Source organism: Paracnuella aquatica (assembly GCF_003332885.2).
Lineage (GTDB): Bacteria > Bacteroidota > Bacteroidia > Chitinophagales > Chitinophagaceae > Flavisolibacter > Flavisolibacter aquaticus.
Map to the genome: position 1 here is coordinate 39,363 of NZ_QOWJ01000001.1, position 18,467 is coordinate 57,829.

An 18,467-nucleotide genomic window follows, 5' to 3' on the forward strand; every position below is an offset into this window, starting at 1 on the left:
TAATTAACATGGGGCCTGCCGAACGCAACGAACCGGTATTATTTTATATGAGGATTTTTTAGTGTAGCGCTGTCAAAATATTTCTGACGCCCGGGTGGCTGGGTCAAGATTTTTTTCAGAAAAATGCATTGATTGTTTCCTGTTTTCCTTAGTTTTGCCTCCCAACAAAAACGGTGATTGTAGCTCAGTTGGTTAGAGCGTCGGATTGTGGTTCCGAAGGTCGCGGGTTCGACCCCCGTCATTCACCCCAAGAGGCCCTGCAGCAATGCGGGGCTTTTTGTTGGGGGTGAGGGCTGAAATGGGCTCCTGTATTGGGTTTTCAACTAAATAAAACCTCTTTGCGTCGGTGTGGGGTAAAAATACAATTATTTTCTGTTGTGTCTGAAAAGCGCCTGAAATGAGTCCAGGTGACGCGTTTACCGACGCTCCAACCGTTGCCTAACAGCACAATTCTGTCCGTTTCTTCCTGACTTCCTGAATTAGCTCTTACTTCAGTTTTGCTTGAAGCACAAGTATTTACTCTACGCCCGGTGGTCATCGCCTAAAAGCTCTCCGCAGGTACTTAAGCTATCATTTGCGTCTACTACATGCATTACCTACTTCGAAGCTTTAATTAGTGTATCGAAAAACCTTGTACATCATTTCAGGAATTATGTAACAACTACTGCACTATCATTTGGGACCTTTGTGGTATTAAAAAAGCAAATAATGAGTGCCGACAACCAACATATAATAGAACTGCCGTTGAGCGGCGTAGAAAGCGAGCACTGTGCACTAATTGTAGACAAGGGCATTGCAAAAGTGCCGGGCGTAAAAGCCCATAAAGTGGAACTGAATAATCATAAGGCCGTTATCGAAACGGACGACCAAGAAGTGATTTCACAAGTGGTTCATGCCGTTCGCAACCTGGGCTATGACGTAGAAACAATTAAAAATTCTTTCCCCGTAACCGGTATGAGCTGTGCTTCCTGCGCCGCCAGTGCCGAAAGTATTGTAAAGGCGCAACTTGGTGTGGTAGCGGCAGGTGTCAACTTTGCCAACAGCTCACTTCAGGTCGAGTATGTACCCACGGTTGTTACACCCGCACAACTCAAAGCAAGCGTTCAATCCATAGGCTACGACTTGGTGATAGAGGATTCAAAAGAAGCCAAAGAGGCTCTTGACGACCTCCATAAAGAAAAGTTGCGCAGGTTGAAAATAAAGACGCTCTGGTCGGTTGGTTTGTCCGTTCCGCTGGTGGTCATCGGTATGTTCTTTATGGATATGCGTTACGCCAATTTCATCATGTGGGCTTTGGCTACGCCGGTAGTACTGGTGTTTGGCAGCCAGTTTTTTGTAAATGCATGGAAGCAGGCAAAGCACCGTTCTGCTAACATGGACACGCTGGTGGCGCTGAGCACCGGCATTGCCTACCTGTTCTCCGTGTTCAATACCTTGTACCCGCAGTTCTGGCACCAGCGCGGCCTGCATGCCCATGTGTATTTTGAAGCAGCTGCAGTGGTCATTGCTTTTATTCTATTGGGCAAATTGCTGGAAGAGCGGGCTAAAGCCTCCACTTCTTCCGCCATTAAAAAATTGATTGGGCTGCAACCCAATACCGTTACCGTTATTCACGAAGGCGGCCACCAAGCGGAGCTTCCAATCGAACAAGTGCAGGTTGGTAATTTACTGGTGGTAAAACCCGGCGAAAAAATTCCGGTGGATGGCGCGGTTGTCACCGGCGAATCGTACGTGGATGAAAGCATGATCAGTGGTGAGCCGGTACCGGTGATAAAACAAGCCGACTCTAAAGTGTTTGCAGGAACCATTAACCAGAAAGGCACTTTTCAATTCAGGGCCCAAAAAGTGGGCAGCGAAACCCTGCTGGCACACATTATTAAAATGGTGCAGGAGGCACAGGGCTCCAAAGCGCCAGTGCAGAAACTGGTGGATAAAATTGCAGGCGTGTTTGTGCCTGTGGTCATTGGCATTGCATTGCTGGCGTTTGCTGCATGGATGGTGCTCGGCGGCGAAAACGGACTGACACAGGGCCTGCTTGCCCTGGTAACGGTGCTGGTAATTGCTTGCCCTTGTGCGCTGGGCTTGGCCACACCTACGGCCATCATGGTGGGTGTGGGAAAAGGCGCCGAACACGGCATCCTGATCAAAGACGCGGAGAGCCTGGAACTGGCACACAAAATCGACACATTAGTGCTCGACAAAACTGGCACCATCACCGAAGGAAAGCCCACTGTTACCGATGCAATGTGGTTGGTAAAAGAGCCGCTGTTTACCAGCATTCTTTTTAGCCTGGAGTCAGCTTCCGAGCACCCGCTTGCCGATGCTGTTACGGCTCATCTTAAAGCTGTAGCAGTGCCGGTTGCACTGAAAAATATTGAATCGGTAACCGGTAAAGGCATCACTGCACAATACGATGGGCAAACTTATATGGCGGGTACCAGGCAATTGCTGGCCGATCATAGTATTGAGTTACCAGATGTTATCACTGAATGGACCACGGAACAACGGGAAAAGGCCAACACCGTTGTGTTTTTTGCCGGCGGGGGTGAGGTACTTGCAGCCATTGCCATTGCCGATCAAATTAAACCATCTTCAAAATCAGCCATCGAGGAATTACAAAAGTTAGGGATCGAGGTATTTATGTTTACCGGCGATAACGAACAAACTGCAGCCGCGGTGGCGCAGCAGGTAGGCATTGCCCATTACAAGGCGGAGGCCATGCCGCAGGATAAGGCCACTTTTGTAAAAACGTTGCAACAGCAGGGCAAAACTGTGGGCATGGTGGGCGATGGCATCAACGACAGCCAGGCCCTGGCGCAGGCCGATGTGAGCATAGCTATGGCACAAGGCAGCGATATAGCGATGGATGTAGCCAAGATGACGCTGATGACCTCCGACTTGGCCCGCATTCCGCAGGCGCTTCGGTTGTCGAGGCAAACAGTACGCACCATTCGCCAAAACCTGTTTTGGGCTTTTATATACAACCTTATTGGCATTCCCATTGCGGCCGGTTTGCTTTATCCGTTTACTGGTTTTCTACTGAACCCCATGATTGCAGGAGCCGCCATGGCGCTAAGTAGTGTAAGTGTGGTGGCCAACAGCCTGCGGCTGAAATGGCAACGTTTATAAACAATCTAAAAACAATAAAACATGAATACCTATCAATTCAAAACAAACATCAATTGCGGCGGTTGTATTGCCGCTGTTACGCCTCATTTGGAAAAACTGACTGAGATCGTTAAGTGGAATGTGGACACCGTAAACCCCCAAAAGGTTTTGACTGTTGAAACCCCATTGCCGGCTTCGGAGGTAAAATCCGCTGTTGAAAAAGCAGGTTTCAAAGCCGAGCAGTTGTAAACTGTACCATTCGATAGCCCGGGATCGTGGCCTACGTTTTGTTAACACAAGTGATCCCGGGCTATACAGGCTTTGCAACAACCCCAATTGTAACTATTGGCAAAGCCCAAAACGTATCATCTGGCAGAATTGCCGCAGCAGTATCTAATTGCTTCGCAAAATACTGCAACCACAAACTGGCCTGCTTATCAGAAAATTAATTATAAAACATTGATCATGAACAAAATGTGGGTTATTTCCCTTGCGGTGCTTCTTGCAGCCTGTGCCAGCAATTCCAGCACGGATACCAATAATGCTGACACGGCCGGCCACAGCGGCCATACCAATAGTGCCGCCGCTACGGCCGATACTTCAACAACCGCAACGGCGGGCGGCAATGCCATGATGGACCTGCACCAAGTGATGAATGACGCCATGCAGCAAATGAAAAAAATGCAATCCACCGGCGACGCCGACCACGACTTTACCATGATGATGAAGCGCCACCACCAAAGTGCGGTGGACATGGCAAAAATTGAAGTGTCCAACGGTGCAGATGCCCAAATGAAAGCAATGGCGCAAAAAATGATCGATGACCAGCAAAGAGAAATAAGCCAGTTTGATGCTTTCCTTCAAAATCATCTGCCATCCGGAAGATCTGATTATGGGAAAGGCGTTGTGGGCATGATGACGGAAATGAGCCAGATGAAAATGGAAGGCGGCACCCTGGACGCCATGTTTGCCAGCATGATGATTCCCCATCATCAGGATGCCGTAAAGATGGCCGAGGCTTATATGAAAGAAGCTAAGAATGCAGAACTTAAATGAATTGCCCGGAATATTATCGCTACACAACCAAAAGAGGTCAACGAATTGCAGGCTTGGTTATCATACCATAAGTGAAGCCAATAAACAAAAATGTGTTCACCCTTAAACTCACCATAAATGAAAAATACCCTGTTGGCTTTCGTGGGCTTTGCCATTGTTTTCTTTACTGCATGTGAAAAAGAAGATGACCTTGAATTGCAACCACATGACAGTAACCGAATGATGCAATTGATGCACCAAATGATGGACAGTATGTCGGCAATGACGCCCGCGAATGATCCAGAAATTGACTTCAGCCGGATGATGATCATGCACCACAAGGGGGCCATTAATATGGCTAATCTACAGCTTCAGGAAGGAAGTAACGATTCCCTGAAAAGGACCGCACAAAAGATTATAGCCGAACAGCAAAAGGAAATTCAGGAGTTCAATGACATTCTTGCTGGAATAAGTCCTGACAATAGCGTTCCGGCTTTTTCAATGGAGCAAATGGAGCACATGATGAAAATGGATGCCATTTCTGATGTTCAGCTTTTGACTGGTGACATTGATAATGATTTCGCCACGCTTATGATCCAACACCACAATGCTGCCATTGAAAATGCGGAAGCCTATCTGCGTTATGGTAACCATATGGAGCTTCGAGCGTTGGCCCTGGAAATTATTGATGCACAACAAAAGGAAATTCAAGAACTATCTAACTGGCTAAAGGCCAACAGGAGGTAAAATATCTTCATAACCCATAAACCGATAATTATGGCACACAATCAAATGTACCAAGCCTGTATTGACGCATGTTTGCGATGCGCCTCTACCTGTAATCATTGTGCTTCAGCCTGTTTGCAGGAGGACGATGTAAAGATGATGGCTCGCTGTATTCAATTAGATATGGAGTGTGCGGCTATCTGTTATGCCGCAGCCCAAGTGATGAGCATGAATGGGACCACCGCAAAACAGCTTTGTCTTGTGTGCGCCGAAATTTGTGAGGCTTGTGGAGAAGAGTGCGGAAAGCACCAACATGCCCATTGCAAGGAGTGTGCAGAAGCCTGTCGCCGTTGTGCGGAAGAGTGCCGCCGAATGGCTGCCTAATGATGAGTTAGACATTTCCCTTGTGCCCTGGATAACGGCAGCAGGGTACAAGGGAAAATAAATTTGTATAGATTTGTAATCATCCATGCGCAAGTTTATTGTATTTGTAGTGGCTCTTTTTTACCTCGCTTTTGCGTCGGGGGCCACCATGCATTTGCACTACTGCATGGGCGAACTTGTTCATGCCAGCCTGAAACATAAGCCTGCCAAAACCTGCGGCAAATGCGGTATGGAAAAAGGGGCGAACAAGGACAAAGGCTGTTGCAAGGACGAACAGAAGTTCGTACAACTGGATAATGACCAAAAGACAGAGGCCCAGCAACTTTTCAACTTTAAACTCCTTTCTGTTGCTGCCTTGCCCTTGCCAAATGATGCTACTGAGCATTCTCAACCACTTGCTGAGCGCTTCCCTATTAGTCACGCACCACCTCTTTTTGGTAGTACGGACATCTACGTCCGTAATTGCGTCTTCCGAATTTGATATAACTTCTCTGACTGAAGCCGGGCAAAGCATTGCCGGGCTATAGGCGTTTTGTATCGGACATCAATACCCAGATGTTTCCTGGAGCCCGACCCTCCACTGACCGGGTGCGGAACAACGCTTATTTACCATAACAAAAGAAAAATTCAGGGCATCAGCAACCGGGTATCACAGATATGTGCATCCGGAACTTTTTGCGAACATGCGGGGTAAATGGCTCTTGGTGCAAAAAGAGCCTGGCCAGCCTGACACACATTTTTAAACCCAAACAATAATAAAATGAAACTACGACTCCTCTTTGTCACAGCATCAGTTTTGACCCTTACAGCATGTGACAGTAACAAAGGCGGTGCAACCCACGAAGGTCACGACACCACGGCAGCAGCCACCACTGAAAAGCCAGCAGCTGAAGCTGATGCTACGCCAGCCAAAGCCATTGCGATAACCTACCCGCAAGTGGATGCCAATATTTCAGCGGCGTTGAAAGAAAGTGTGGATCATTACCTGCATGTAAAAAACGCACTGGCCAATGATGACGCGGCAGAAGCAGGCAAGGGTGCCGAAGCAATGAGTGCATCGCTGCAAAAAGTTGACAAATCGCTGTTCACCCCCGAGCAAAAAGGGGCGTACGACGGGGTGGCCGATGGCATTAAAGAGCATGCTGGCCAAATTGCCAAAAGCAGTGGCGCTATTGCGCAGCAGCGCCAACACTTTGTAACGTTGAGCGAACATGTGTATGCGCTGGCTAAGGCCTTCGGTGGCGGCCGCACACTCTACCACGCTCATTGCCCGATGGCCAAAAACAACGAAGGTGCTATGTGGCTTAGTGAGGCCAAGGAAATCAACAATCCTTACTTCGGCGCCCAAATGCTGGAGTGCGGCACTGTTGAAGAAGTCATTCATAAATAACCCGTTGCCATGATCAACAGGATAATTGATGCTGCATTGCGCAACCGGTGGATCGTTCTGCTGGTTGCGGCAGCTATCACCATTTACGGTATCTACTCCGTAAAGACAACGCCGGTAGATGCCATTCCGGACCTTTCAGAAAACCAGGTCATCATCTTTACTGAATGGATGGGGCGTGGCCCGCAGATCATCGAGGATCAGGTGACTTATCCACTGGTAAGTAACCTACAAGGAATTGCGCGGGTAAAGAACATCAGGGCCAACAGCATGTTCGGTATGAGTTTCATTTTTGTCATTTTCGACGACGATACCGACATATACTGGGCCCGCACCCGGGTGCTGGAGCGACTCAATTATGCACAGCGCTTGTTGCCGGACGGCGTAACACCAACGTTAGGCCCCGATGGTACAGGTCTGGGACACGTTTACTGGTACACCCTTGATGCTCCCGGTGTGGATCTGGGTGAGCTGAGGGCCCTGCAGGACTGGTACGTTCGCTTTGCCCTGCAAACCGTTGAAGGTGTGAGTGAGGTGGCTTCCTTTGGCGGGTTTCAAAAACAGTATCAGGTGATTGTTGACCCCCTAAAACTGCAGTATTACAACATACCGTTGATGGACGTTATCAATAAAATCAAGGCCAATAACAACGATGTTGGCGGCAGCAAGTTTGAGCAGTCGGGTATTGGTTACATAATCCGCGGATTGGGTTTTATCAAAGACCTGCAGGAAATCGAAAACGTATCGGTGGCAACCCTCAATGGAGTACCAGTACGTATCCGGGATATTGGATCGGTACAAATGGGCGGCGAACTACGACTGGGCATTGTTGAAGAAAACGGCCAGGGCGAAAAGGTAGGAGGTATCGTGGTGATGCGTTATGGTGAAAATGCCAAAGAAGTAATTGACCGGGTAAAACTAAAGCTGGCTGATGTAGAACAGGGGCTGCCTGCAGGTGTTAAGTTTAAGGTAGCATACGACCGTTCCGACCTTATTGAGGCCACCATTGGTACCCTCAAAGACGCCGTGATCGAAGAAATTATCATCGTTTCCATTGTGCTGTTCATTTTTCTGCTCCATATCCGCAGTGCGTTGGTGGTTGTTATTACCATACCTCTTTCGGTGCTCATTGCATTCATTATGATGAAATGGTTTGGCATAACCTCCAACATTATGTCGCTTGCAGGAGTTGCACTTGCCGTGGGCGACCTGGTTGATGCAGGAATTGTAATGGTGGAAAACGCAATGAAAACATTAAGTGGCGAAACCGATTAAAGCTATGCTTACCAAAGAAGAACGAGAACAAAAAATAGCGGCGTCGTCCAAACTGGTGGCGAAAGCGGTGGTGAGTGCTATCCTCATTACCCTGGTGTCCTTTAGCCCCATCCTTTTCCTCGAAGGCCAGGAGAAAAAGCTCTTCGCACCACTTGTTTGGACCAAAACTTTCGCCATGATCGGGTCTGCAATCGTTGCTGTGATTGTGGTGCCCGTGTTGATGGTAATGTTGCTCAAAGGCAAGGTGCGGCCGGAGAGCAAGCACCCTGTATCCAGGTTTTTCATTTTCCTGTATGCACCTATCCTGCGGTTTTGTTTGCGCTGGAAAAAAACTACGATACTGGCATCGCTACTCCTTGTGTTATTGAGTATACCGTTGGTAATGCGGCTGGGCAGGGAATTTATGCCATCGCTGGATGAAGGGTCGCTGCTCTTTATGCCGGTAACAATGCCCGATGTGTCCAACTCCGAGATCAAACGCATCATGCAGGTGCAGGATAAGCTAATGCTTACCGTGCCCGAAGTACAGAATGTATTGGGCAAAGCAGGACGGGCCAGCACTGCCACCGACAATGCGCCCATAAGCATGATTGAAACCATTGTGTTGTTGAAGCCGCAAAGCGAGTGGCGCGAAGGAATCACCAAAAATGATATTATCGACGAGCTCAATAGCAAACTCCAGATACCGGGTGTGATCAATGGCTGGACGCAACCCATCATCAACCGGATCAACATGCTTTCTACCGGCATTCGCACCGATGTGGGCATCAAGATCTACGGGCAAAGCCTGGATACCATTAACCGGCTGGCGCAGCAGTTTAAAAGTGCATTACAGGGTACAGAGGGTGTGGCAGATCTTTATGTGGAGCCGATAACCGGTGGCAAGTACATCGACGTTAACATCCGCAGGGAAGAATTAGGGCGTTACGGTCTTTCGGTAGACGACGTAAATATGTTTATAGAAACTGCCTTGGGCGGTGCGGGCATTGTGCAAACCGTAGAAGGCAGGAGGCGCTTTAGTATAGCGGTGCGTATGGGGCAGGAGTTTCGCAATACGGTGGACAAGCTAAAGCAACTGCCGATCATCACTATGAACAGCGGGCCAATTCCGCTGGGTGCGCTGGCTGATGTGGAGGTTGCGGAAGGACCGCCCATGATCACCTCGGAAAATGCAATGTTGCGCGGCACACTGCTGTTTAACGTCCGTGACCGCGATTTGGGAAGCACGGTAGACGAGGCCCGCCGCAAGCTGCAAGCGGCGGTCAGCAGCCTTCCCAAGGGATATTACCTGGACTGGAGTGGTCAGTACGAGAACCAGATAAGGGCAGAAAAGCGGTTGATGTTCATCATGCCTATTGTGCTCCTCATCATCGTTATCATACTTTATTTCACGTTCCGAAACTTGCGTGAGGTGGCCATTGTGCTTTCTGCTATACCGGTGGCGCTTGTGGGTGGCGCCTACTCCCTTTATTTCTTCGAGGTCAATTTCTCCGTTGCAGTAGCGGTAGGTTTTATCGCACTGTTTGGCATTGCCGTGGAAACAGGCGTGCTGATGCTGGTGTACCTGAATAATTCCCTGTTCAATAAAGTGGAGCGGGCAAGGGCCGAGGGTGCACCCATCAACAAGCAGGTGGTGGAAGATGCGGTATACGACGGTGCCGTGCTGCGCTTGCGTCCAAAGCTGATGACGGTGATTGTGGATATTCTCGGCCTAATGCCCGTACTGCTGGCAACCGGGCCCGGTTCCGATGTGATGAAGCCCATTACCATACCATTCGTTTTTGGGCTTATTACCTCCACGCTATTTGTGCTCATCGTGCTGCCGGTAATGTACTCGATGGTGCGGGAAAATGAATTGAAAAAACGGGGGCAACTCCGCATAAATGAAATGGCAAATGATTAAGCTACTACAAAACGTTCCGAGCGGCAGTTGGTTTTTACTCGCAGCTTTCCTGCTTTTAAAAGTAGGAAGTGCGCAGGGCCAACCTGCAATTGGTGTGGGCAGCATACTGGACAGCATTGAACGGAAAAACCCTGTGGGCCGCATGTACGATGCCGACATACGTTCCATGGACGCGGCTGCGCAGGGAGCCCGGAGTTGGATGCCACCCGAAGTGGGCACCGGGTTTTTTATGACGCCCTACAATGTGCAGCGCTGGAAAGCAATGCCAGGAGGGATGGACGAGGGTATGGGAAGTTTTATGGTGTCGCTGCAACAGATGATTCCCAACAGGCGCAAGCTAAATGCGGAAAGTGCCTACATGCAAAGTATGTCGGGGGCAGCAAGGGAGCAACGCAAAGCGGCACTGAACGACCTTTATGCCCAGGCAAAGAAGGCGTATAGCGAGTGGCTCATCATAGAAAAAAAGAAAACGGTACTGGACGAAAACGAAAAGGTGCTGGACTTTATGGTTAAGGACGCAGAAATCCGCTACCGTAATGGCCTGGATCAACTGACCGCCTATTACAAGGCCAAAGCAGCACTGGGCAATGTGCAGCAAATGCGGGTAATGTATGAAAACGAAAGCCGGCAGCGCCGCATTACCCTAAACACCCTGATGAACCGCAACACTGAAATCGACTTTACCATTGACACTGCGATCAGGTTCAAGGACTACAGTGCCTTGGTGTTCGATAGCGCCCTTTTCGTTCGAAACCGAAGCGAGTTGAAGGCCCTTGAACTGGAGGACCTGACGAACCGGCTGCGCATGGAATCCGCAAGGTTGGACCTGAAGCCACAATTTGGCGTTCGCTTCGAGCACATGTACGGGTTCGGCCGCCAGCCGCAACAGTTTACACTAATGGGAATGGTGCGTTTACCAATGGTGCCTTGGGCATCACGCATGACCAAGGCAAATATTGAAAGCTACCGGTGGCGCAGTGAAGCACTAACCAGCCAGCGCCAGATGATCATCAACGAAGCAAGAGGCATGGCAACCGGCATGCGGGCGGAAATAGATGCCAAGCGCAGGCAGGTGCGCTTGTACGAAAACAATATTATTCCTGCGCTGCGGAACAATTATAAAACAAACCTGTTGGCTTACCAGCAAAACACACAGGAACTGTTCATGTTGTTCGATGCATGGGAAACCCTGAACATGACACAGGTGGAGTACCTGGACCAGTTGCAGCAGTTGCTCAACCTACAGGTGGAGTTGGAGCGCTTACTTGAAATCAGATAAAAAATGAAAAGAGTATTTTTTTTAATATCGATTTGGCTTTTTGCTTACTTGGCCCTGCTGGTTGCCTGCAATGATGGCAAAAAGGTGAATGCCGACGGGCATGAGCACCAGGCAGCGGCCGAAGTGTATACATGCCCGATGCACCCCGAGATCGTTCGGAATGCACCTGGTTCCTGCCCTGTATGTGGTATGGACTTGGTCAAAAAGGAAACTGATGCAAAAAGGTTAGCCAATGTTGGGTTGGAAACCCTGCTCCGGCCCGCAGATGCTTTTGTAGTTTCTTCGGTGCCTGTAACGGCTTTGCAGCAACGCGAAGAAGATCTGGAACTTGACGTGGTGGGCACCATAGCATACGATACGCGGCAGGCTGGCGCCATTTCTTCGAGGGTAGGGGGCCGAATAGAGCGGCTGTACATCCGGTATAAATACCAACCGGTAAAAAAGGGCCAGGCCGTTATGGATATTTACAGCCCCGAGCTAATGACGGCGCAGCAAAATTTACTGTTTGTACTGCGAAATGATCCGGCAAACCAATCGCTGATCAATGCCGCAAAAGACCGGTTGCTGCTTCTGGGTATGACCAACAGCCAGGTTGTAACGTTGATGCGCACCCGAAAACCGAAATATGCTGTTACCGTGTATAGTCAGTATAGTGGTTTTGTAACCGATCTTGGTGCGCCAGCTCTGGGTGTGTCAAATTCAGGCCCAGGTGGTATGGGCGCCGGTGGCGATGCCATGCAATCAGCTCCAGTGACGGGTGGCGCAAACAGCGGCACGTTACAACTTCAGGAAGGTTCGTATGTACAAAGCGGGCAGGCTGTGCTGTCGGTGTACAATGCTGCGCGGGCCTGGGTACTATTGGATATTTATCCGGAACAACAAAATTTAATCAAACCAGGTGACCCGGTGCGGGTGGTGCCGGAAACCGCACCGCAGCAAAACTTCAGGGCGCAGGTAGATTATATCGAGCCCATTTTCAGGGCAGGAAGCAAAACGCTCAACGCGAGGGTTTTTTTCAACAATGCCGCTCTTAAATTGCCAGTGGGCAGCCGTGTTACCGCAACCATTTTTGGGCAGCCGAAAAAATCAACCTGGCTACCTAAGGAAGCGTTGCTTTCACTTGGCCGTGATCGCATTGTTTTTCTGCGGGAGGGTAGTGGGTTTAAAGCCCATAAAGTACTGACTGGTTTGGAGCTTAACCGGTTGGTGCAAATTACCGGCGGACTGCAGCCCACCGACAGCGTTGCGGCAAATGCGCAGTACTTAGTCGACAACGAGGCATTCATTAAAGTGCAGGAACCATGAAGAACATGATCATAGCCCTATTGTTTTCCTTTTTCCTCTTTGCCTGCAGCAACGGCAAAGTGGTAAAGGATTCGGATGTCATCTACACCTGTTCGATGGACCCGCAAGTACTGTCGGACAAGCCGGGCAAATGCCCCATTTGCGGCATGACGCTTACACCGGTGAAAAAGAGTGCAGTAAAAAACACCGACGATCTTGAACTGAGCGATCAGCAAATTCAACTCGGCAACATAGAGGTGGATACCATAGGGCAGGGAAACATCGGATCCGAATTGGAGTTGACGGGTATACTGGCACAGAACGCGGCACAAACAGCATCAGTAAGTGCACGGGTAACAGGCCGCATCGAAAAGCTGTATGTGAAAACGACTGGCGACTACATTAAAAAAGGGGCACCATTGTATGAATTGTACAGCGAGCAGCTCAATACTGTTAAACAGGAATACATTGCAGCATTGCAGCGGCGGCAGCAGTTTGCCGGCCAAAGCCTCATCGACTTCGATGAACTGATTGGCAGTGCTCGCAACAAGCTCCAACTGTGGGGCATGAGTGAAAGCCAGATCAATGCCCTGGCCGGAATGAAACAGGCACCATTTACCACAACCTTTTACAGCCCCGAAAGCGGATATATTACCACCCTCAACGTAACGGAGGGAGGCTATGTGGGCGAAGGTGGCAGCATCATAGAGTTGGCCAACCTTTCCACCCTATGGGCGGAAGCGCAGGTATATACTTCGCAAATGAGCGGGGTTCGCACCGGTGCCGCGGCTACCGTAATGGTGCCAGGCTTGTCTTCAGGCATCAAAGGCCGGGTCGAATTTTCCAACCCCGAAGTATCGCCGGACACACGCATCAACCTGCTGCGGGTGGTTATTCCTAACCCGGGCGGCCAACTTCGTCCTGGCATGTCGGCCTTGGTGCGGGTGCAAACTGCCAGCCGCAATTCACTCACACTTCCTACCGATGCTGTTATCAGGCAGCAAGGTGGTGCAACAGTGTGGGTGCAAAGCGGTAAGAACATGTTTCAAAGCCGGATGGTGACCACAGGGCTGGAAAGTGGGGGGCTGATAGAAATAAATTCAGGCTTGAAAGCCGGCGATGTAGTTGTGGTAAATGGCGTGTATTTGCTGCACAGTGAATTTGTTTTTAAACGTGGGGCTGATCCGATGACCGGACACAATCATTGAACATAAGTAAAAATGGCCCGCTGCCCAACGAGTATGCCGATTGGTCGCGCAAAGATTGTTGACTTAATCTTGCTGCGATGTGTTTATGTACCTTGCTTTATTCGAAAGAAAAGGGCCCAGCTTCACAACTGGGCTTCTTTCTTCGCTCAATGCATAGTCGGTGAACAAGCAAATTCTTTTAGCTCCGCTTCAGGTTGACATTTTTTGCTAACCCTCTTTTTGGGCGGAAGGGCAGCTTTCTTTGTGTACTCCTGAAATGTTGGAAATAGCTGCAAAAGTTGCTTTTCAAATCTGGTGCGCTTTTTTATCACGTATGGATTGAATACCAGAACTTTACCAAAAAATTCATAGTCTGAAAACGTGGCCCACTTTGCCAAACCAAACGAAGTTAACCGGTTGATAAGCCGCGTTGTTTCGTCTACTGTTATGTCGAGTGCTTTTGCCAAAGACTGTAGATTGTGAGGCTTGTGGTTCCCGTTAAGCACCATATTTAATTCCTTGTGCAACCAGCAAGCCATGAGTCGGTAACGTCTATAATCTTTCGGGAGCAGCACTGACAGGATATGCTCTTCGATTGCAGCATCTGAAGCGACGAAGTTTTTAAACTTAATTGTTGCTTGGGTGGTTGGTTCTTGCATGTTTAATCGGGAACCAATCGGAAGTTCTGACCCGAGTAATTCGCCGGTTTCTATGTTTGCGTAACCGTTCGGGTCGATACTTATCTTGTGCATCACATTGCTGCTTTTCATAATGAGGATTTTTGGATTTTATTTGCTGAATTATTTGAAATAGAGGTATCTGCTTTCGGGCATATTGCACGGCCTTATCGGCTAATTCCGCACCATTTACACGGAGTGCAATTCCCGCGAAGACCGCTACAGTAAAAGGTTTTGATGAAATTTCGCTTATTTCGTCCTTCTCGTTCTTAAAAAAGTCACATGCCGGAAAAACGCAAAAGGCTTTTTTGTAAAGTGGAGAAAAAATCCCTTGGGCTAACTACAAACCAAGGTGTAGCGAGGTACTGCTTTGGTAGACAAGGCAAAGATAAAGTCCCTTTTACGATCCACCCCCTTTGTAACACTTTGGTTTTGAATAACACATATATATTAGTAAGGAACCCTACCTATATTTACTTAACCTCCAAAATGCCTACGCTTTAGCGAAGGACCAACTTGCGAGATCTTTAAAAAATACCCTTAAAAATGGACACTAAGCCGGTTGGCCCGGGCTTGCAGAGTGCCCAGAGGTACTGCAGGTCTTTGCAAAGAAGTTCTGCCGTATTGTGGTAGGTTTTTAAGGCATGCCGCCATTCGGTTTGGCGTCTTTTCTTTGTTCTTTTTTAGGCCTTGTCAAAATTCAGCTGGTTGCAACCGAAAGCCGGTCGAAAGTCGCACCCTTGGCTTCGTCCGCCGCACATTTCAAAAAATTTTTTTATTTTTTTTAATCGCGGAGCAAGGTAACAGTTCCTCCTAACACCCCCTACTCCCCAGCAGCGGTGCCGGTATCCCCCCGCCAACACAGATCCGCAACTTCTTTCCAGCCGTGGCAACATCCAAAGCCGGAAAAATTGGCCAGGCAAAGGAAATACGCCGCCAGCCCCACCATCCCCGTAAAGAATCAACAATATGATACGTGCACCTTAACCATGCGGCCATTCAGCAATACGTAACCATCGCCTGGTTACAGTCAAAACAAAAGGCATCCTTTACTCTGGGTGCCTTTTTCTGTTTCATAACTACAGTAAAACAAAAAACATGAACACTCCCAACAACCCCGTGGACGAAGGCAATTTCATGGAAGCCGGCAGTGTTTCCGCGCCTCTTGGCAAAGTGCTGCCCGACCTGCAACAGGCGATCAATGGTTGCGCTACTATGCAGGACCTCATCGAACTCCTTTTTGCCACCGACTACATCCTTGATGAAACTATGCTCGCCGCCTTCGACGACCGCATTGCGGAACTCGAAGAAGCCTACACCACCAGCATTTACCAAACACTCAAACCTCAACTCAAAACTTGTAACAATGGAACTCGTACTGTATAACCCGCAGGAGCACCAGCAGCCCGCAAACACCCTTTTGACCGTAGCTGCAAACAACATTCAGATTGCTGCTTCCCGCAGTCCGTTCATAGAAGCAAACACGGTGGAGGGTAGCCTGACCGAGTTGCGTCATCACCATATAATCCCTGTATTTGCCCGCGATAACGAGCCGCTGATTTCCCAGGTAGACTTCATTGAGGTTGCCGAGGAAGTAGTACACAGCACATTCCCCGCAGAGCGCATTTTAAGCCCATTCATAAGGCTTTCTCACCCAATCAAGGGCAGAGTGCCAGAAGCCCGGAATAAGCCCGCCAGTGAGCTCATGGAACACGAGAAGACCATCTACTACGAACGCATGGCATTCATCATCGAAGTGCCCACCATTGCCGATACCATTGATGGTGAACGCTTGTCACTCACCATCGGTGGGGTAAAGGCCTACAACCTCGATAACCTTGGTGGCCGAAGGGGTACGGAGGAACATTTCAAGATCTTCATCGGCTTCAAAGTATCGGTGTGCACCAATCTGTGCGTGTGGTCGGACGGGTTTACCTACGACATCAGGGTTAAGAGCCTGGAGCAGTTGAAGTTGGCCATCTTCCACCTGGTGTCTTCCTTTGATGCCATCGCGCAGCTGAAAAAAATGGAAGCTTTGCAGCGTTACAGCCTCACTGAGCAGCAATTTGCCCAGCTCATTGGCCGGTGCCGCATGTATCAACACCTGCCTGCAGGCTTAAAGCAAGGTATACCCCAAATGCAATTTGGTGATGCCCAGATCAATGCGGTGTGCAGGGATTACTACCGAGACCAATCCTTTTGCCGGGATGCAGGCGGTGACATTAGCTTGTGGCGGCTGTACAACCTGCTTACCGCAGCCAACAAGCAGTCATACATCGACACTTTCCTGGACCGGGCAGTGAATGCCTCCACCTTTACTTCAGAGCTGGCTTCCGCACTGGAGCATAAAGGCTGCAATTAGTTCCTGGGCTGAATGCAAAGAGCCCAAACGATTGACAGGGTTGGCAGTGTTCCAGCCCTTTTCTTTTTATTTCCAAAACAACGACATGAATAATAACCGGGGATGTAACCCATTCGACAGCTGCATCGGTACAATCGTTGGCGGTTTCATTGTGACCGTGCTGTTGATTATGGCGGTGTATAGCTGTGACTCAATGAGCAAGGCAGCCTCAAAAAAGGCAGCAGTGGGATTGATGCACCTGTTTATGTGGGGTAGTTTTTGGGTGGTAGTGTTAGCCTTGGTGCATAAAGACTGAGATAATGGGGCAGGTGCCAACTACCTGCACCTTTCTATTTTGCGGAGTACGTGTGGCTAAAGTATGGCCGGTGAGTTGATGCCAAATTGAAGCAGGCAATGCGTTTGTGCCATCGGAGCTAAATGCGCCGTACGACTACTTTGACTACGTAAGTAGCGGTCGTGAAATAGTGCGTTGACAAGAATTAATATTAATGCGCAGCAAGCGGGAGGTAGTCTCCGGCGGCCCAAAAGTGCCCTCAAAATCCAAAACCGGAAATGATAGCGTTAAACGGCGCAATATATGCTAAAATTGAAGGGGCATTACAGAAAATGAGTATTACAGCTCATATTCGAATGGTAGTTTGTCATAGTTTATAAATTGGTCCGGATTTCGGCTTTTATCTACTGTGGCGCCACATATTGTAAGTGGCCCCATACTTTTAAGTTTGTACCTACAATGGTCACAAGGATATTCGTCCAGCATGATCAGGAGCGACTGAAGTAATTTCACCGCCTTAAAGGTGAAGCGGTAGGGTTGCTGTTTCGCTTCGGCCATTTCAGAAGATGGCCAAATAAAAACTTCTCTGCTCCCAATGAAAATCCGGCAACCTTTTTCATAGCGGCCATACACCTTCCGGTTCCACCAGCCACACTGCTTTATCTGCTGTACTACCGGGTTTCGGCCATAATCTGTACTATAAAATTCCGATATAATTGCCGCCTTTTGAGGGCAAGGAAAATGTCCCGGTTGGTCATTTCGGATAAGTGAAAAATTATCTTTCTTATACTGGTCCAGCATTCGCTTTACCGATTGCCGTTTTCTCTTTATCTCCGCTTCTTTTTCTAAGCGTTCCGCTTCCTGCCTTTCTAATTCTTTATCCAGTAGACTTTGCTTTATAGGATTGTGGATCCAGGTTGACCTGCTGGCGTTCTCCAGCAGAAAGTGGTGCACCACTGCATAATCCTGCGGCAATTGTCGTAAGTCAATTTCAATGCAGGCTAAGTTTTCGGACCGAATAACCTGCACCTTATGGGGCTCGACAAAATGCGTACGGGCCATTTCAATTAGCAGTGTACGGCCCTTTGCTACTCCCACCACATCAACTTTGATCTGTCCATTTAACAACGGCACCTCCAAAACAACCTCGTCAAGCTCGACCAACATTTCGGCTCTCAATATTTTCTGCCCGCTCCTCCTGGTTTGTGTTATCGCTGGCGTACGGATTTTCTTTTCCTCGGCAATAATTTGCTTGGCCATCAAGTGTATCGCCGACTCAACAGCTCCACTACACTGTGCGCCATTATGGTGTGCAAAATGCGCTTCCTTCTTGTTTCCCTTACGGTTTTTGGCAACAAGGTTTGTGTGACAGGCCGGGCACTTACAGCCACAGCGTAAGCCTGTCTCAACATCGTCTATATGCATTAAACGACCATCCTTTATACCGAAACGCAGAAAATGGCCATGCTCGGCTTTTTTCGGTTGGTGGGCTTTTTCTTGGTCATCGGTGCCATTAAAGAAAGCTGTGTTCATTGGCTATTGAGTAAACAAATGAATTGGTGATGTCCGATATGGTGGCGTGCGGC

At 48.9% G+C, this 18,467-nt stretch carries 16 protein-coding genes and 1 tRNA gene; 15 read left to right on the forward strand and 2 right to left on the reverse strand.

All coding sequences use genetic code 11. From position 1 onward, the window contains the following. Positions 1-173: 173 nt before the first annotated feature. The 13 genes from DRJ53_RS00185 to DRJ53_RS00245 all read left to right on the forward strand — a co-directional run bounded on the left by DRJ53_RS00185 (position 174) and on the right by DRJ53_RS00245 (position 13,589). Positions 174-250, forward strand: a tRNA-His gene (locus DRJ53_RS00185). Between the two features lie 458 nt (positions 251-708). Then, on the forward strand, positions 709-3,129 hold the full coding sequence (locus DRJ53_RS00190) for a heavy metal translocating P-type ATPase (RefSeq protein WP_114233577.1): 2,421 nt from the start codon (positions 709-711) through the stop codon (positions 3,127-3,129). A 21-nt stretch (positions 3,130-3,150) separates the two neighbouring features. Then, the gene (locus tag DRJ53_RS00195; RefSeq protein WP_114233578.1) at positions 3,151-3,357 is read left to right on the forward strand and encodes a heavy-metal-associated domain-containing protein; all 207 of its coding nucleotides are present in this window, start codon (positions 3,151-3,153) and stop codon (positions 3,355-3,357) included. A gap of 216 nt (positions 3,358-3,573) precedes the next feature. Further along, entirely contained in the window at positions 3,574-4,164 is a 591-nt protein-coding gene (locus DRJ53_RS00200; RefSeq protein ID WP_123893258.1) for a DUF305 domain-containing protein, read from the forward strand. 117 nt (positions 4,165-4,281) lie between these two features. After that, a complete protein-coding gene (locus tag DRJ53_RS00205; RefSeq protein ID WP_114233580.1) occupies positions 4,282-4,890 on the forward strand; it encodes a DUF305 domain-containing protein in 609 nt (202 codons plus the stop codon). Between the two features lie 45 nt (positions 4,891-4,935). After that, positions 4,936-5,253 (forward strand): four-helix bundle copper-binding protein, encoded by a 318-nt coding sequence (locus DRJ53_RS21940; protein WP_240040800.1) that lies wholly within the window; start codon positions 4,936-4,938, stop codon positions 5,251-5,253. 85 nt (positions 5,254-5,338) lie between these two features. Further along, positions 5,339-5,734 carry an HYC_CC_PP family protein gene (locus DRJ53_RS00215; RefSeq protein ID WP_114233582.1) on the forward strand — a complete coding sequence of 132 codons (396 nt, stop codon included), beginning with the start codon at positions 5,339-5,341 and terminating at the stop codon, positions 5,732-5,734. A gap of 279 nt (positions 5,735-6,013) precedes the next feature. Further along, positions 6,014-6,643 carry a DUF3347 domain-containing protein gene (locus tag DRJ53_RS00220; protein WP_114233583.1) on the forward strand — a complete coding sequence of 210 codons (630 nt, stop codon included), beginning with the start codon at positions 6,014-6,016 and terminating at the stop codon, positions 6,641-6,643. A gap of 9 nt (positions 6,644-6,652) precedes the next feature. Beyond that, entirely contained in the window at positions 6,653-7,915 is a 1,263-nt protein-coding gene (locus tag DRJ53_RS21765; protein WP_114233584.1) for an efflux RND transporter permease subunit, read from the forward strand. A 4-nt stretch (positions 7,916-7,919) separates the two neighbouring features. Then, complete coding sequence (locus tag DRJ53_RS21770; protein WP_114234386.1) at positions 7,920-9,818, forward strand: efflux RND transporter permease subunit; 1,899 nt, start codon at positions 7,920-7,922, stop codon at positions 9,816-9,818. Next, the gene (locus tag DRJ53_RS00235) at positions 9,811-11,097 is read left to right on the forward strand and encodes a TolC family protein (RefSeq protein ID WP_114234387.1); all 1,287 of its coding nucleotides are present in this window, start codon (positions 9,811-9,813) and stop codon (positions 11,095-11,097) included. The genes DRJ53_RS21770 and DRJ53_RS00235 overlap by 8 nt, the downstream gene beginning before the upstream one ends. Positions 11,098-11,100: 3 nt before the next feature. Further along, the gene (locus tag DRJ53_RS00240; protein WP_114233585.1) at positions 11,101-12,402 is read left to right on the forward strand and encodes a heavy metal-binding domain-containing protein; all 1,302 of its coding nucleotides are present in this window, start codon (positions 11,101-11,103) and stop codon (positions 12,400-12,402) included. After that, positions 12,399-13,589, forward strand: a complete 1,191-nt coding sequence (locus tag DRJ53_RS00245) for an efflux RND transporter periplasmic adaptor subunit (RefSeq protein ID WP_114233586.1) — start codon at positions 12,399-12,401, stop codon at positions 13,587-13,589. Before DRJ53_RS00240 ends, DRJ53_RS00245 begins: the two co-directional genes overlap by 4 nt. 146 nt (positions 13,590-13,735) lie before the next feature. On the opposite strand, the gene DRJ53_RS00250 is transcribed toward DRJ53_RS00245, so the two are convergent. Continuing rightward, on the reverse strand, positions 13,736-14,338 hold the full coding sequence (locus tag DRJ53_RS00250; RefSeq protein ID WP_123893260.1) for a hypothetical protein: 603 nt from the start codon (positions 14,336-14,338) through the stop codon (positions 13,736-13,738). Between the two features lie 1,005 nt (positions 14,339-15,343). Between DRJ53_RS00250 and DRJ53_RS00255 the strand changes: the two genes are divergently transcribed. Both DRJ53_RS00255 and DRJ53_RS00260 read left to right on the forward strand, forming a co-directional pair. Beyond that, entirely contained in the window at positions 15,344-15,631 is a 288-nt protein-coding gene (locus DRJ53_RS00255) for a hypothetical protein (RefSeq protein WP_114233588.1), read from the forward strand. Continuing rightward, on the forward strand, positions 15,612-16,607 hold the full coding sequence (locus tag DRJ53_RS00260) for a DUF3871 family protein (protein ID WP_114233589.1): 996 nt from the start codon (positions 15,612-15,614) through the stop codon (positions 16,605-16,607). Before DRJ53_RS00255 ends, DRJ53_RS00260 begins: the two co-directional genes overlap by 20 nt. A gap of 613 nt (positions 16,608-17,220) precedes the next feature. Here the strand turns inward: DRJ53_RS00260 and DRJ53_RS00270 are convergent. Next, positions 17,221-18,414, reverse strand: a complete 1,194-nt coding sequence (locus tag DRJ53_RS00270; RefSeq protein ID WP_114233591.1) for a competence protein CoiA family protein — start codon at positions 18,412-18,414, stop codon at positions 17,221-17,223. Positions 18,415-18,467: the final 53 nt, after the last annotated feature.

Coding starts and splice junctions, on each gene's coding strand:
- DRJ53_RS00190 (WP_114233577.1), top strand. CDS start 709: ATGAGTGCCGACAACCAACATATAATAGAACTGCCGTTGAGCGGCGTA.
- DRJ53_RS00195 (WP_114233578.1), top strand. CDS start 3,151: ATGAATACCTATCAATTCAAAACAAACATCAATTGCGGCGGTTGTATT.
- DRJ53_RS00200 (WP_123893258.1), top strand. CDS start 3,574: ATGAACAAAATGTGGGTTATTTCCCTTGCGGTGCTTCTTGCAGCCTGT.
- DRJ53_RS00205 (WP_114233580.1), top strand. CDS start 4,282: ATGAAAAATACCCTGTTGGCTTTCGTGGGCTTTGCCATTGTTTTCTTT.
- DRJ53_RS21940 (WP_240040800.1), top strand. CDS start 4,936: ATGTACCAAGCCTGTATTGACGCATGTTTGCGATGCGCCTCTACCTGT.
- DRJ53_RS00215 (WP_114233582.1), top strand. CDS start 5,339: ATGCGCAAGTTTATTGTATTTGTAGTGGCTCTTTTTTACCTCGCTTTT.
- DRJ53_RS00220 (WP_114233583.1), top strand. CDS start 6,014: ATGAAACTACGACTCCTCTTTGTCACAGCATCAGTTTTGACCCTTACA.
- DRJ53_RS21765 (WP_114233584.1), top strand. CDS start 6,653: ATGATCAACAGGATAATTGATGCTGCATTGCGCAACCGGTGGATCGTT.
- DRJ53_RS21770 (WP_114234386.1), top strand. CDS start 7,920: ATGCTTACCAAAGAAGAACGAGAACAAAAAATAGCGGCGTCGTCCAAA.
- DRJ53_RS00235 (WP_114234387.1), top strand. CDS start 9,811: ATGATTAAGCTACTACAAAACGTTCCGAGCGGCAGTTGGTTTTTACTC.
- DRJ53_RS00240 (WP_114233585.1), top strand. CDS start 11,101: ATGAAAAGAGTATTTTTTTTAATATCGATTTGGCTTTTTGCTTACTTG.
- DRJ53_RS00245 (WP_114233586.1), top strand. CDS start 12,399: ATGAAGAACATGATCATAGCCCTATTGTTTTCCTTTTTCCTCTTTGCC.
- DRJ53_RS00250 (WP_123893260.1), bottom strand. CDS start 14,338: ATGAAAAGCAGCAATGTGATGCACAAGATAAGTATCGACCCGAACGGT.
- DRJ53_RS00255 (WP_114233588.1), top strand. CDS start 15,344: ATGAACACTCCCAACAACCCCGTGGACGAAGGCAATTTCATGGAAGCC.
- DRJ53_RS00260 (WP_114233589.1), top strand. CDS start 15,612: ATGGAACTCGTACTGTATAACCCGCAGGAGCACCAGCAGCCCGCAAAC.
- DRJ53_RS00270 (WP_114233591.1), bottom strand. CDS start 18,414: ATGAACACAGCTTTCTTTAATGGCACCGATGACCAAGAAAAAGCCCAC.